Origin of the sequence: Staphylococcus sp. GDB9P120P, assembly GCF_017893435.1 — a bacterium.
Lineage (GTDB): Bacteria > Bacillota > Bacilli > Staphylococcales > Staphylococcaceae > Staphylococcus > Staphylococcus cohnii.
This window is the reverse complement of record NZ_JAESNB010000002.1, coordinates 320,490-335,513: the sequence shown is the minus strand read 5'-3', so window position 1 is coordinate 335,513 and position 15,024 is coordinate 320,490. Positions and strand designations below refer to the sequence as shown.

The window sequence follows — 15,024 nt, the reverse complement described above, 5'->3', positions numbered from 1 at the left end:
AATTTTCGAGCCTGCTTTTTTATACTATTTTCACAAAGTGTATTGGCAAATGTTTAATATAAACCTTTTAATTCATTACTTGTGTCAATAAATATATTTTTAACTTGTTGATAGTTACTCAATGCTGCTTTATACGTTTCACGACCAATACCTGATTTTTTATAACCACCAAATGGTGCGCCTTCAGGCACTTGGTTATACGTATTTATCCAAATTCTGCCTGTTCTAACTGCTTTAGCAATATTCAATGCGCGAGTAATATCTTGTGAGAATACCCCACCTGCTAAACCATAGTCAGAATCATTAGCAATTTTAATCGCTTCTTGATCGTCTTTCACTTTAATTACTGTTAAAACTGGACCAAAGATTTCTTCTTGCGCTAATTTATTTTGGTTATCACTAACTGCAATCAGCGTTGGTTCTATAAAGTATCCTTTATCTAATCCATTTTCAACAATACGTTTGCCTCCAGTTAACACCTCAGCATTTGACTGTTCAGCATAATCGATATAAGACAATATTTTATTCATCTGTTCATCACTCGTTTGGCTGCCCATTTGAGTATCTTCATCTAATGGATCACCAACCTTAATATTTGAAAATGCCTCTTTTAATCTAGAAATTAACGTGTCGTATATACCTTCTTGAACCAATAAACGTGAGCCTGCACTACATACTTCACCTTGATTAAATAATATACCGAGTTGGATACCTTCAACAGCTAAATCTAAATTTGCATCATCCAAAATAATATTGGCACTTTTACCACCAAGTTCTAATGTGGCAGGGACAATACGTTTTGCACCTGCATCGGCAACTTGATAGCCGACATCTGTTGAACCTGTAAATGATAATTTATCTACACCTTCATGATTAAAAATAGCATTACCTGATTCTGAACCTTTACCAGTTACAATATTAACCACACCTTGTGGCAATACTTCTTGAAAAATCTTTCCTGCTTCTAATAAACTTAAAGGCGTTGAGGAAGATGGCTGAATAACAATTGTATTCCCTGCAGCAATGGCTGGTGCAATTTTCCATGCTGCTAAGAGCATTGGGAAATTCCAAGCTACTACAGCACCAACAACGCCAATAGGTTCATGACGTACGATACTCATAGTATCTTTATCAATATCATTAACCGAACCTTCATGTGTTTCAATAACACTTGCAAAATAGTTAAAATGTCTTGCAGCGTATGGTATATCAATCGTTGAAGTTTCACGAATCGGTTTACCATTATTCAAGGTTTCCACTGTTGCAAGTTTATCTTTATTTGCCATCAATTTTTCACTGATTTTTCTTAATAAATTCGCACGCTCTGTTTTAGAAGTTAAACTCCATGATTCAAAGGCGCTTTGGGCTGATGATACAGCTTTGTCGATATCCGTTTCGTCAGCTTTGGAAATATTTGATAGTATCTCCCCTGTAGCTGGATTAACAACTTCTAATGTTTCTCCACTATTACTTTTTACAAATTCACCATCAATTAACAATCCATAATTCTCATCAACATAATCTTTTATATTTACTGTCATGACAATCTCTCCTTTGTTTTGGTGTTATTGATAATAACTTTATTTAAACCTATAGTTAACCTAACGTCACAATTCCATTGTAAACGAATATGTGCTGTTTTTAAAAAATTTCCAATTATCACCCGTTTTGTTGGGCAAAAGCTTTGCCTATCGCATCTAATTTTTCTGGTGCATCATGTACATCCATGTGCACTTCTACAAAATGCATCATGTTAGGAGTTTGATTGATTTCATTTAATGCTGTTGCTAACGCATTACTTGTTGTAACATCATGTATCTTAACTTCCGTATCTTTCATACCAAACACGGACGGTAACTGCTTGTAGTCCCACATTTTGATATCGTTGTATGGTGCGCTTTCACCATGAATTTTACGTTCCACTGTATAACCATCGTTATTTATTACAAAAATAACTGGTTTTAAATCCTCACGTATGATTGTTGATAATGCTTGAACAGTTAACTGTAGTGAACCATCACCAATCAACAGCACATTTCTACGTTGTTTGTCTGCAATTTGTGTTCCTAAAGTCGCAGGTAAAGTATAACCGATTGAGCCCCATAATGGTTGTCCTATAAATGTATTATCTTTAGAGAAAAGTAAGTCATAAGCACCAAAGAATGATGTTCCTTGTTCAGCAAGTATAACGTCCTTGGGTTGAATAAATTGTTGCATTAATTTGAAATATGTTGACTGTTTTAATGGCTCATCACTTAATTCAACTGTTTCGTTGGTTAATTGATAACGCGGATAGCTTACGTCAGCCGTATAATCAATTTCCAATAAACTATCTAGTAAATCTGCAAGTCTTACTTCTTCATCATGTAATTCATCTACTTTGAAATGATGATGATTAATCATGATTACATTTTCTAAATTGAATTTATAAGAAAATCCAGCTGTAGCAGAATCCGTAAGTTTTGCTCCAATATTCAAAATTACATCACTATGATCTACATAAGCTTTAATTTGTTCATCTGCGATCTTTCCATCATAAATACCCATATAATATTGATTTTCTTCATTGAAAGCCCCTTTACCTAAGGACAATTGAGCAACTGGTATATGCGTTTGGTTAACAAATTGTTCTAGTTTGTCATGCAGCCCAAAACTATTGATTTCATGACCAGTAATAATTAAAGGCTGCTTCGCATTTTTCAATTTGTTTTCTATTATGTCTATATAACTGTCAACATCTTGTTTGACTGGCGCCGTATATTGATACGGTGTTTGTACTTCAATATTTACAGCAGCTACATCGATAGGTAAGTGTATATGCACGGGACGTTTTTCATTAATTGCTGCATTGATTAATCTTGGAATTTCAGTTTGTGCATTTTCTGGAGTAATATATCCTTGTGCTGTCGTGATAGGTTTATACATTTTTCGATAATCATCAAATGTGCCTTCACCTAATGAATGGTGAACATATTTACCAGCACGTTCAACTTCACGAGTTGGTGCTCCTGTGATTGCTATGACTGGTACACGTTCTGCATAAGCACCTGCTATACCGTTAACCGCACTTAGCTCTCCCACACCAAATGTTGTTACCATAGCACTAATGCCTTTGATTCTTGCATAGCCGTCTGCTGCATAACTAGCGTTAAGTTCATTTGTGTTACCAATCCATTCCATATCATCTCGATTGATAATATCATCTAAAAATGTAAGATTAAAATCACCAGGCACGCCAAATACTTTATCAACACCAACTGAGCGAATTGCATCCATCAAATATTGTCCTACTCTTTTTTGCATACATCATTTCTCCTTTAATGTGTTTCATTTTCATTACACATTAAATATAACTTGTTAAATAAATTAGGTCAAGTTTGTTGACTTATTTATACCTCCAAACAAAATAAAGAGACTTGCTTTCTAAAATCTAGAAAACAAACCTCTGATATAAATAATTGTATTCAGTAAATGTAACTTCGCTATACTATTGACAAAAATACTTAAAAAATTATTCTTGGTCGCCTTTCAAATATTTTACTGATTGAAATCCTTCTCTATACGAAGCAAATTCTTCCATAATTGCATACCAATCATTGCCTACTTTTTCTTGAATTTCTTTAAACATATCATTTTGCGCTTTATTTAATTTACGAACTAAGTTCCGGCCTTTTTCTGTTGGATACAACGTTTTAATACGCTTGTCCTCTGGCGCTTGTTTTTCTACAATGAATGCCTCATCTCTTAGTTTTTTTAAAGTTGCATGGCTACCTTGTTTTGAAATTTCTAGATTTTTCAATAAATCTTTAATCGAGATACCAGGGACTTTTTCAATAAAAAATAAAAATCTATGGTGTTGGCGATTCAAACCATAATCTTTAATGATTTCATCCGCTGTCGTAATAAATGTTTTATATGCAAAGTAAAATAGCAAATTTTCATAGTCATTATTTTTTATTTCCATAAGTCACAATCCTTTTTAAATATGTCTTAAAATTTTGGGAGGTAAATTTATTTCAACGCTTTAATAAAACGTTCAACGCCGTCTTTAGCAGTTTGGGGTGCGCAAGCCACATTCATTCTTAAAAACCCTCTGCCTTCTTCACCATACTTTGTCCCAGGTTCAAGCGCGACTTTACCTTTTTCTAGTAATTTTGTCATTATTTCTTCTTCAGTCAAGCCAGTTTCTCTATAATCAATCCATAACAAATAGGTTGCTTGAGGCTTTTTAATCTTTATTTGTGGTATAGCTTTGGTAATTTCTGAAATAACATAATCCATATTTGAAGAAACAATATTTATGAGCTCATTAAGCCAATCTTCTCCATGGTTGTAAGCAGATTCTAGTGCAGCTGCTCCAAATGGACTAATACGGTTAACACCTAAACCATGTGCCGTAAAATTAGCCGCTAATGCTTGTCTAACATCTTTATCAGGCGAAATAATCAGAGCAGCATGAATACCTGCTAGATTAAATGTTTTTGTAGGTGCAGTGCATGTAATGATTTTTTGTGCTTCTTTATCAGACGCTAATTTATCAAGAGGAATATGTTGATAACCTGGAAATACCAAATCGGCGTGGATTTCATCTGATAATATTAACACGTCATATTTAACACAAAGTTCAATCACTTTTTTTAAAGTGTCTTTAGACCAAACAATCCCGCCTGGATTATGCGGGTTGCATAAGATAAACATTTTTACGCCTTGCTTCAACTTTTCTTCAAAGTCTTCAAAGTCAATCGAGTAATTTCTATCATCTTCTATCAAAGCACACGTAATTAATTGTCGATTCATACCTGAAGGTAAATTGGAAAAAGGTGGGTAAACTGGAGGCGTGATTAAAACACTATCTTTTGGAGCCGTAAATGTCTCAATAATTGACGCTATCGCAGGAACTACGCCAGAATGCGCAAGAATCCAATCTTTCCCAATATGCCACTCATGACGTTTGTTAAACCAAGATTGAATTGCATTTTTACAGTGTTCATCTAAATAAGAATAGCCAAACACGCCGTGATCGACACAATTTTTCAATGCATCAATTACTGGTTGAGGTGCCTTAAAATCCATATCTGCAATCCACATTGGCAGTATGTCTGAAGCATCATCAATATGATACACATCCTCCATCGTATCCCATTTAACTGATCTCGTCTGTTTTCTATTAACAACTTCATTAAAATTATAAGTCATTACAACCACTCCTTTATCTTAAATCACTTTACTGTTGATTCTTTTTCTCAAAAAAACAATATAACCCAAAATGACATATACCACGGCCAATGACACAAAAATAATTTCACATATCAACATGAATTGTAATAAGGTTTGTATTGGGCTCGGAAAACGCATATGATACATAAAATTAAAATAAGCAGTCGCTGTTGTTACCCATGGAAACGTTAAAGCAGCAAATGAAAATTTAAAATTGATAGCCATTAACTTAGGAATAAACGTTAATGAAACTACAAAAAGTAATTGGGATATGATAAAGCCAAATATCGTCAATATGAAGTCATCAAATTTTGCACTAATTAAAAAGCCATTAAAACAAAGTGCTGCTGGAGCCGCTATGATGACTGCCATTGGAAATTGGTTTTCGTTATATAAGCGCCAAGTTTTTTTGATTAAAATAATCGCTATTAATATTATAAAGCAAAAAGTTGCTATATATACCGTGAATTCCCCTAAAACTGGATTAAATTCTTTTGCAGTTTCAGATATTACACCTATTCCTACAAATGTGACAAACCAACTCGTATTCGGCAAAACAGTACCTTTGTTAGGTAATATTAGATGATAGTAAATGAAACCTACGATAATGATGAATTGGATGATAATCGTTAACCACCATAACCATATTAGTATACCTAGATTGACGTTTAAGTGATGCTTTATGATGTAAATGATTGTCATTAGAGCCATTGGAAAAGTTGGGAAAGTAGCACAGATATTACGATCGCTCAATTCATCCCGTACTGTATTGGGATATAATATGCATTTTTGTATAAATAACAATAAAATGATACAACTCAATATAAAAAATAATACCGCTAAGCCATGCCAAGTCATATTAAACAGCAAATTACTAAGTGACGCGATCCCTAATGCTAATCCACAAATAGCTGTTGGTAATACTTTTATCAATTTATAAAACATAATTTTTAATCCTTTTATATTATATAGTTATATGATTACTATACTATGCCCATACTATTTATGTGTAAAATAAGATTATTATTTCATAATCATTTTTTCATTTGACTTAATTTACTATGCCTTTATCTGTACATTGATTCAATTGGTACGCATAGTTGAATGTCTCATTTATATCAGTATATTAATCTTCAATAACGTCTAGTCCTTTGTCTCGCAATTCCTTTATGCCTTTGAGCATTTGATTAATTTCGTCATCCGAATGTCTTTCCCATGCGCTTAATTCCGCGACAATTTTCAGTGGTTCACTAGAGCGATAAGAAAGCGTTGGATTGCCAGGAAATTTTTTATCTGTGACATTCGGATCGTCTTCGAACTCTCCTAATGGTTCAACAACATAAATATGCTCTTCTGCTATATCTTTAGACAAAGCAACTGCAAGTTCAGCTCCCCATTTTGCTGCTTCTAATGTACCAGTGAAATATATATGATTCATAATTCGGTCCTGATAATTAGATTTATACAAAGGATATAATAAATCACCAATCTCCAATTTAGCTTTCGTCCCATGTAAATATAAATTTTGCCCAAACTGCGCTTTTGTACTGTTCATCGTGTAGCCCCCTCATAATCATTAAGCTGTTAAATTATTATATGCAATATCTATTGGAAAATACAGACTATAATATCTGAAATTCTCATAGTATAATTAAAGCAAAGGACATTTTAAATTTTTATAACTTTATATCATTTTTGAACAATTGCTAATTATAAAAAATAATGAATAACATAGCGGTATTTAAAAAACTTCTCCTTTTTTTATATCTAAATAAAAGCGGGGCTACTAAACTTCAATTCGTTTAGATAGCCCCGTTTTATATACGATAATGATATTTAACTTACTAAGCATTAAACCCACTATTTAAATGGACTAACTCATCTGCTTTATCTGTAAAGACGCCGTCTACGCCCCAATTTGACAATTGATTTGCCCTCATTTTACTATTTACAGTCCATACATTTAACTCATAACCTGCATTTTTAATTGAACGCACGCGTGCTTGACTCAGTTTTGCATCTTCTATATTGACAATCGTTGATCCACAATAATCTAAAAGTGTTCTCCAATCACCTGTAAAAGCTGCTGCTTTAAAAAGAACTGCCCGCTTATATTGTGGCATTAATTGCTGTGATAATTTCAATAAAACAATATTAAAACTAGATAATAAAACGTCCGAGCTTGAATTTAATGCTTTTAATTTTTCTGCAATTTGTTTAACCATACTTTCTGATAAAGCACTGCCATTTCCACCAGTTACACCCTTTAATTCTATATTTAAATTCATTTTATATTTATTAGCAAATGCAATCACATCATCAAAAGTCGGTAATTTTTCTTCTGCATACTTTGCATTAAACCAATTACCAGCAGATACATTTTTGATTGCATCATAATTTAATTGTGTAATTTCACCTATCATATCTGTTGTTCGATCTAAAAAATCGTCATGAATAATGACCAGCTGTTCATCTTTTGTAATTGCAACATCAAGCTCAATCCATTTTAATCCAGTCACATTTGCTGCTGCTTCAAATGCTGCCAACGTATTTTCAGGAGCTTTACTTGATAATCCTCTATGAGCATAAACTGTAAACATATCATCTTCCCTTTCAATGTGATTTTAGTGTAATTATGATATGTCATGAACCATAATTCAAATTATCTAAGTTATTATCGACAAAAAATCATAGTTTACAGTCGAAAATCAAACAAAAAGTCGCCTTCTACATCCTTAAAAGGATTTCAAAGGCGACCAATATGTGTCGTATATTATGATTTTGAATTTACATATGAAGTTGGATCAACAGAATATCCGTTACCCACGCCACCTGACATACGTTGGAAATGTAGATGAGGTGCAGTAGAATTTCCTGTGCTTCCTGATAAACCAATTTGTTGTCCTTCTTTAACTTCTTGGCCAGATTTAACATTTAAAGAATTCATATGCATATACCATTGATAGTTATCACTGTTTTTCTCTTGGATTGTAACTTGGTTACCACCACCATAATTACTCCAACCACTTTGAATTACAGTACCATCTGCTAGTGAATAAACAGGTGTATTTTCATCCATAGCATAGTCAACGCCATAGTGTGCACCACCGCCATGGTAGCTACCATAAGGTTGTAATTGACGGTTTTTAGTTAACCAATTGGATGAATGCGTACTATTATTACTACTACTGTTTGACGCTGCTTCTGATTGTGTATTGTTTTGTTGTGGTGCAGCTTGTTGTTGTGGTGTTGAATCATTACTTGATGTAGCGTTTTGTTGTACATCATTAGTACCATTATTTTGTGTGTAATTCGTTTCATAATTGTTATTTGTTGATGCGTTATTTTGTGTATTATTTTCTACATTATTTTGTGCATTATTTGCTGTATTGTTTACGTTATTAGAATTACTTTGTGCTGTTTGTTCAGATTCAGTGCTTTGGTTCGTTGTTGCACTATTATCAACATCATTGTTTTGTGATGGTTGATTAATGTCATAACCTTCTGATTGTACTTCTTCATGACTTTGGTCATCAGTGTAGTTGTTATCATCTGAAGCATTTACATTTTCAACGTTTGAAGTGTTAGCACTTTGATTATTCATTGGGAAATAATAGTAATGATAATTCCCTTCATTATCTATTAAATAGAAATAATATTGTTGTTGATCAAACATAGATTGATCCCAGTTTCCATCTAATGTGTGATGATAGTTCCCATTATCATCTTGATCGATATAACCATAGTTAAAAATATCACTATTCGCGTGATTGCTTGTATATTGTGTATTTGATTGATTGTTTTCTGAAGCGTGTGCTTCTCCCTGTGCGACACCAATTGCACCTAAAGATAACGTAGCAATTGTTGCTGTAACCATTTTTTTCATAATTAATAAGTCCTCCCAAAATTTTTACATACATAATAGTATCAGAGAAACTGTATAAAGAGAATAGCAGAAACTGTTTTTTAATTTGTTAGTAATTTGTTTGTGATGTAACGTAAATTTTTTGAAAATTCCTTCTAGATAAGCAGATAGCTTTTCCATTACTTTTAATTGAACCCTATACATCTATATTACAGTTGTTGTAAATCGACTATAACAGTTAACTTTTTACACTTAACCTCCTAATTTCATATCCATTTTTTTCTTAAATATTACAAATTACTTTATCAAAAATTAAAAGCAGTGTCTTTTTGGTATGCTATATTACGTGCTAACATAGAACTATTAATTAAAAGTGAGGGATTCAACATGTATGAAGTTCATAATAATTATGCAGTAAAAGGATCAAAGACATATATTAAAGTAATTGTGGCTCTTTTTATTTCTGGATTCACCATATTTTCAATACTTTATAGTGTTCAACCATTAATCCCTCATTTCACAAAATCTTTTAATGTGAGCGAAACAAAGGCAAGTTTAGCTTTATCATCAGCAACTTTAACACTTGCCTTTGCCATGCTATTTTTCGGAGCCATATCTGAAGTGTTAGGCCGTAAACCTATAATGATTTTTTCCGTTCTTTCTGTATCCTTACTCGCCTTAATCCAACCATTTTTAACAGATTTCAATACCTTTTTAATTGTACGATTGATACAAGGCATATGTTTAGCTGGTTTACCATCAATCGCAATGGCATATATTGGTGAGGAAATTTCTTCGCACAATCTACCTGAAGCGATGGGCATTTATATTAGTGGAAACGCTTTTGGTGGTGCCTTTGGAAGAATATTCACCGGCTTTATTTCAAGTATTTATGGATACCAAACTGGCCTAATTTGCATAGGTGTTATCAGTGTCATTGCAGCCATTTTATTTACATTTTTATTACCATCATCTAAACATTTTGATAAACAGCGTTTTTCTGTCAAAGCATTATTAATTAGTTATTATAAACATCTAACAAATATTCGATTACTCAAACCTTTTATGATTGGCTTTCTGCTACTTGGTTGTAACATAGCTGCCTTTAACTATATTGGTTTCGTGTTATCAGAAAAGCCATACAATTTACATGATAGTATCATTAGTTTTATATATTTATTGTTTTTAATAGGTATGATTTCCTCAATACTAAATGCAAAATTACGTACTAAATTAGGTACTTTAAATGCTTTGAAATTTAGTGTTTTATTGTTAATTTTTGGTATTAACATCACTTTATTACCACCGCTAACATTCAAAATTATTGGATTAGCCTTTAGTGTTTATGCTTTTTTTAGTGGTCATGCAATCGCAAGTGCAGTAGTTACCAGTCGTGCGGAAGATCATAAAGCACAGGCTTCTAGCCTCTACTTATTGTTTTATTATATGGGGTCTTCTGTAGGAGGTACTTTAGCCGGTGTGTTTTATAACTATATTCAATGGCCAGGTGTCGTTTTAATGATTACTAGTTTTATGATTATTGCATTCGTTATTTCGCTTACCATTAAGCAAAAATAGGCTTGAAAATCTAAAATTTTAAGATTTTCAAGCCTATTTATATATTCAAACTTTTACTATTGTATTGTTGTTTCCATATTAGATTCAAATTCATCTAGTAATTCACGTGCTTCGTCAGTCGTATTTGTGCTCATCAGTTGATGTCTTAACTCACTTGCACCCCTGATACCACGCACATATATTTTAAAGAATCTGCGCAACGGTTTAAACAAGCGTGTTTCTTCTTGTGAATATTTGTCGAACAAATCAAGATGAAGTCTTAGCAAGTCTAAAAGTTCCGCACTCGTATGTTCTCTTGGTTCTTTTTCAAAGGCATAAGGATTATGGAAAATTCCTCGACCAATCATAATGCCATCAATACCATACTTTTCTGTCAGTTCAAGTCCTGTTTTTCTATCTGGAATGTCACCATTTATCGTTAATAATGTGTCTGGTGCAATTTCATCACGCAGTTGTTTTATTTCGCCGATTAATTCCCAGTGTGCGTCTACCTTACTCATCTCTCTACGTGTACGAAGGTGGATGGATAGATTCGCAATATCTTGTTTGAAAACATGTTTCAACCATTCTCTCCACTCATCAATTTCAGAATAACCTAATCGCGTTTTAACACTTACAGGTAGTCCTCCTGCTTTAGATGCTTGAATAATTTCAGCTGCTGTTTCTGGGCGTAGTATTAAACCTGAACCCTTACCTTTTGTTGCAACATTCGCAACTGGACAACCCATATTCAAATCAATACCTTTAAAACCCATCTCTGCCATACCAATACTCATTTCACGAAAATGTTCAGGTTTATCTCCCCAAATGTGTGCAACGATGGGTTGTTCGTCTTCTGTAAACGTTAAACGGCCACGTACACTGTGTACACCTTCAGGGTGACAAAAGCTTTCCGTATTTGTAAACTCAGTGAAAAAGACATCAGGTCTTCCCGCTTCACTGACCACATGACGAAAGACTACATCTGTTACGTCTTCCATAGGCGCCAAAACAAAAAATGGACGCGGTAATTCACGCCAAAAATTTTCTTTCATATATTTTTTAACCTTCTTATCTATTATTATCTCGAATTTTTATTCATGACGATATTACCACAAAAATAAGACTTATACAAAAAGATTTAAACACTCCAAAAAGCAACTCCCAACTAAGACTCATTACTTAAATAATTGAAACGTCACACACAATCACTAAAAAGTCTATTGTACGCTTGAATGACTCAGAAAGCAGTTCAAGATATACACATGGAAACAATCTATATTATTATTTCTTCATATCTTTAGCAAAAATATCAAAGTTATAAGACAAATTTCATTTAATTCCTAGTCCGATAACTATACATACTACTAAATAAACCTACACATAAAATAACAGCAGCAAAAATCAATGCTGCATTGAAGTTCCCTTCGTTTCCAATTAATAACCCAGATAATGCAGGTGCAATCATTTGTCCCAAACTGTATATAACAGTCAATATCGCAACTAAGTTCAATCTACTATTATTCTGATACATTAAAGCTTGTGCTTTGGACATAAATAATGTAGTAAGCCCTAAAAACGTTGAACCAAATAATAATGAACTTAATATTAAACTCAACTTACTTTCTGATAATATCGGTAAAATAACACTTATTATTTGTAAAATAAAAGCTAAATACGTTGCCTTACCATGACCTAAAACATCGGCCAACATAGACCAAAGAATAGTTGATGGTATTGCACCTAATCCAACAAACATCCAACTTAATGCCGCATAATCTGACAACGAGGGTATTGATTTAACAATAGCCACTAAAAAAGTGCCCGTAATAATATATCCGGCTCCTTCACAAAAATACGCAATGGAAAAGCCCCAAATAAATTTTTTCTTTAATTTATTAGATACATCAGCTTGATTTTCGTTTGTTTTATGACTTTCGTATTCAGCAACATCATTTTCACGCATACCAAATATAATAAAAATCGCCATGATTAATGAAAAAATACCGAGCAAAACCCAAGTCGATTTCCATGTATTAACTGAAGTAAATAAAAAAATAAAGATACTACTTGTAAAAATGCCTAACCCTACACCACTATATAGCAAACCAGAAATACGTTCTTTTCGAACCATTTTTAATGCTTCTAACGCAACATTCGATGCCAATACAAAAACAGTACCACTAGAAACACCAGCAACAAATCTAAAAATTGCCCATGAGATATAACTATCAAAAACACCCATGAATAGTGTTGAAATTATATTGATAATTAAATATATTTTAAGATCCACTACCTTATTAAATACAATAATCCAAATTGGAATCATTGCTCCAATAAGATAACCTAAGTAATTATATGTAGCTAACATACCAGCACTTGGATTATCCATACCGCTATTAAGCTGCATAAAAGGCATAATGGGGGTATATGCAAAACGTCCAATTGCCATAACAATAAACAAACACAACATACCTAAAATAAGTTGCTTATATGCTCGTCTCATACTTTACACACCTTTCAACAAATCAATTACATTATACACTTTTTATAATTTTTACATATCCCTTTTATTAATAATTAATAATATTATCTTTAACCCCCTTTTAATTTTGAATTAGTAAGTATAAAATAGGTTTTATTATTATTTTGAATTTTCAGACTTTTTATTAGGAGGATTGTTATGAAACAACAAAACATTCTTTGGAAAGATTGGAGATTACATGGCATTGTTTTAATCATTATGATCATTTCTGAAGTAATCGGCGCACATAAAATACCATTAGGTATAACATCAATCCTTTTATTACCAGTAGTTTATGCAGTATTACTCGGTTTGGGCGTATATTTCACACCTATTATCAGTAAAAGACAAGCTAAGAATTCTGAACCAATGGTCTTTATTTCTGTAGCATTACTCATAGCAAAATTCGGGGTAGAGGCTGGACCTGCACTTCCTAAAATCATTGCTGCTGGACCCGCTTTAATACTTCAAGAAGCCGGTAATTTAGCTACTATTATTATTTCATTACCGCTGGCTATACTTTTAGGTTTACGCAGAGAATCTATAGGCATGACACATTCAATAGGAAGAGAACCCAATTTAGCACTTATCACTGAAAAATATGGTATCACTTCTCCTGAATGGCGAGGCGTCATGTCCATGTATATATTCGGAACAATATTTGGAGCAATATTTTTTAGTGTTTTCTCCGGTATTCTAATCTCTGTTTTACCATTTAGCCCATTAGCATTTGCAATGGCGACAGGCGTAGGAAGTGGTGTTATGACTGCTGCTGCACTAGGTCCCTTAGTTGAAATGTATCCTGACCAAGCTAGTACAATTACAGCATTTTCTGGTGTGAGTAATTTACTCACATCTGTCACAGGGCTTTATGTAGGTATATTAATTGCTCTACCATTAACTCGAAAATACTACAGCTTTATTATGCATATCAAATCAAAATTCACAAAAGATAAGGAGCAATGATAATGAATTCGAAAGTTACAAACTGGATACTCACATTATGTGTGGTAGGCATTATTTCACTCTTTAGTAATTGGATTGGTTATAGTGTAATGCCCATAGTAGCTTTACCTGGCATCCTTACGTTAATGGGTATTGCATTAATAGGTTTAATCTTACGTGATATTGTTCCTCTCAACATACCTAGTATTGCTTATATTGGTATAATTGGGCTCATCATTACAATACCTGGCATACCTGGATCATCACACATTGTTGAGTGGACTGAAAAAGTAGACCTGTTGTCATTAGCTACACCAGTTGTTGCATATGCAGGCGTTTCTATAGGCAATTCGTGGGTCGATTTTGCTAAGTTAGGTTGGAAAACAATTGTCGTCGGTATCGTAATCTTACTCAGTACATACGTAGGTTCTGCCCTTGTAGCAGAAATTGTTTTAAGAATTCAAGGTTTAGCATAATTTACACATAATAATATCCCCATACAAACAATTCAACCTGTTGTTTATATGGGGATATTTAAAATTAATCATTCTTTTAAATATAATAAATAAACACTATAAAGTTCAATAAAAAGAGTACAATAGCTGGAATTGCTTTTTTAATTGGGTCCTTGCCTAAGAAAATCAATGAGATTGCACCAACAAACATCGTTGCACCTAATAATATACTTGATAATAATGCAATCACGCTATACAACACACCTATCAACATGCCCAAGCCACCTACAAATTCAAAAATTCCTGTAATTTGATTAAAAATAGGTGGGTAGCCAAGACGCGCAAAATCTTGTTTCATTGCACCAGATAAAATTTTAGACCCTGTCATGATAAAAACTATTCCCAAAATGATTTGCAATATAATGATAATAATACTCATTTTAACGACCCCTTTTCATTTT

The 15,024-nt window shown here is 33.1% G+C and carries 14 protein-coding genes; 3 read left to right on the top strand and 11 right to left on the bottom strand.

All coding sequences use genetic code 11. The features are described from left to right. Positions 1 to 53: 53 nt before the first annotated feature. The 8 genes from KA856_RS01510 to KA856_RS01475 form a co-directional block, all read right to left on the bottom strand. The gene (locus tag KA856_RS01510; RefSeq protein ID WP_019469144.1) at positions 54 to 1,541 is read right to left on the bottom strand and encodes an aldehyde dehydrogenase family protein; all 1,488 of its coding nucleotides are present in this window, start codon (positions 1,539 to 1,541) and stop codon (positions 54 to 56) included. Between the two features lie 118 nt (positions 1,542 to 1,659). Next, entirely contained in the window at positions 1,660 to 3,303 is a 1,644-nt protein-coding gene (locus tag KA856_RS01505) for an alpha-keto acid decarboxylase family protein (RefSeq protein WP_210138430.1), read from the bottom strand. Between the two features lie 208 nt (positions 3,304 to 3,511). After that, positions 3,512 to 3,964: a MarR family winged helix-turn-helix transcriptional regulator gene (locus tag KA856_RS01500; RefSeq protein WP_019469146.1), complete on the bottom strand. Its 453-nt coding sequence runs from the start codon at positions 3,962 to 3,964 to the stop codon at positions 3,512 to 3,514. Between the two features lie 47 nt (positions 3,965 to 4,011). Then, complete coding sequence (locus tag KA856_RS01495; RefSeq protein ID WP_150821844.1) at positions 4,012 to 5,196, bottom strand: MalY/PatB family protein; 1,185 nt, start codon at positions 5,194 to 5,196, stop codon at positions 4,012 to 4,014. Positions 5,197 to 5,214: 18 nt separating this feature from the next. Further along, the gene (locus tag KA856_RS01490) at positions 5,215 to 6,162 is read right to left on the bottom strand and encodes an SLAC1 family transporter (protein WP_210138429.1); all 948 of its coding nucleotides are present in this window, start codon (positions 6,160 to 6,162) and stop codon (positions 5,215 to 5,217) included. A 181-nt stretch (positions 6,163 to 6,343) separates the two neighbouring features. Then, a complete protein-coding gene (gene arr, locus KA856_RS01485) occupies positions 6,344 to 6,772 on the bottom strand; it encodes an NAD(+)--rifampin ADP-ribosyltransferase (RefSeq protein WP_107523563.1) in 429 nt (142 codons plus the stop codon). Positions 6,773 to 7,061: 289 nt separating this feature from the next. Next, positions 7,062 to 7,817, bottom strand: coding sequence for a glycerophosphoryl diester phosphodiesterase (locus KA856_RS01480; protein ID WP_210138428.1), 756 nt, complete (start codon positions 7,815 to 7,817; stop codon positions 7,062 to 7,064). Positions 7,818 to 7,990: 173 nt separating this feature from the next. Beyond that, the gene (locus KA856_RS01475) at positions 7,991 to 9,103 is read right to left on the bottom strand and encodes a M23 family metallopeptidase (RefSeq protein ID WP_119517542.1); all 1,113 of its coding nucleotides are present in this window, start codon (positions 9,101 to 9,103) and stop codon (positions 7,991 to 7,993) included. 366 nt (positions 9,104 to 9,469) lie between these two features. Between KA856_RS01475 and KA856_RS01470 the strand changes: the two genes are divergently transcribed. Beyond that, positions 9,470 to 10,660: an MFS transporter gene (locus KA856_RS01470; RefSeq protein WP_019469153.1), complete on the top strand. Its 1,191-nt coding sequence runs from the start codon at positions 9,470 to 9,472 to the stop codon at positions 10,658 to 10,660. Between the two features lie 56 nt (positions 10,661 to 10,716). Here KA856_RS01470 and KA856_RS01465 read toward each other — a convergent pair whose 3' ends face one another. Both KA856_RS01465 and KA856_RS01460 read right to left on the bottom strand, forming a co-directional pair. Continuing rightward, entirely contained in the window at positions 10,717 to 11,694 is a 978-nt protein-coding gene (locus KA856_RS01465) for a tRNA dihydrouridine synthase (RefSeq protein ID WP_210138427.1), read from the bottom strand. Positions 11,695 to 11,975: 281 nt separating this feature from the next. Continuing rightward, on the bottom strand, positions 11,976 to 13,145 hold the full coding sequence (locus KA856_RS01460; RefSeq protein ID WP_107504446.1) for a YbfB/YjiJ family MFS transporter: 1,170 nt from the start codon (positions 13,143 to 13,145) through the stop codon (positions 11,976 to 11,978). Positions 13,146 to 13,322: 177 nt separating this feature from the next. Here KA856_RS01460 and KA856_RS01455 point away from each other — a divergent pair, with 177 nt between their 5' ends. Then, positions 13,323 to 14,129 carry a DUF3100 domain-containing protein gene (locus tag KA856_RS01455; RefSeq protein WP_040030330.1) on the top strand — a complete coding sequence of 269 codons (807 nt, stop codon included), beginning with the start codon at positions 13,323 to 13,325 and terminating at the stop codon, positions 14,127 to 14,129. 2 nt (positions 14,130 to 14,131) lie between these two features. Continuing rightward, positions 14,132 to 14,584, top strand: coding sequence for a hypothetical protein (locus tag KA856_RS01450; protein ID WP_107504445.1), 453 nt, complete (start codon positions 14,132 to 14,134; stop codon positions 14,582 to 14,584). A 76-nt stretch (positions 14,585 to 14,660) separates the two neighbouring features. Here the strand turns inward: KA856_RS01450 and KA856_RS01445 are convergent, their stop codons facing one another. Further along, a complete protein-coding gene (locus tag KA856_RS01445) occupies positions 14,661 to 15,002 on the bottom strand; it encodes a DoxX family protein (RefSeq protein WP_107386337.1) in 342 nt (113 codons plus the stop codon). Positions 15,003 to 15,024 lie beyond the last annotated feature (22 nt).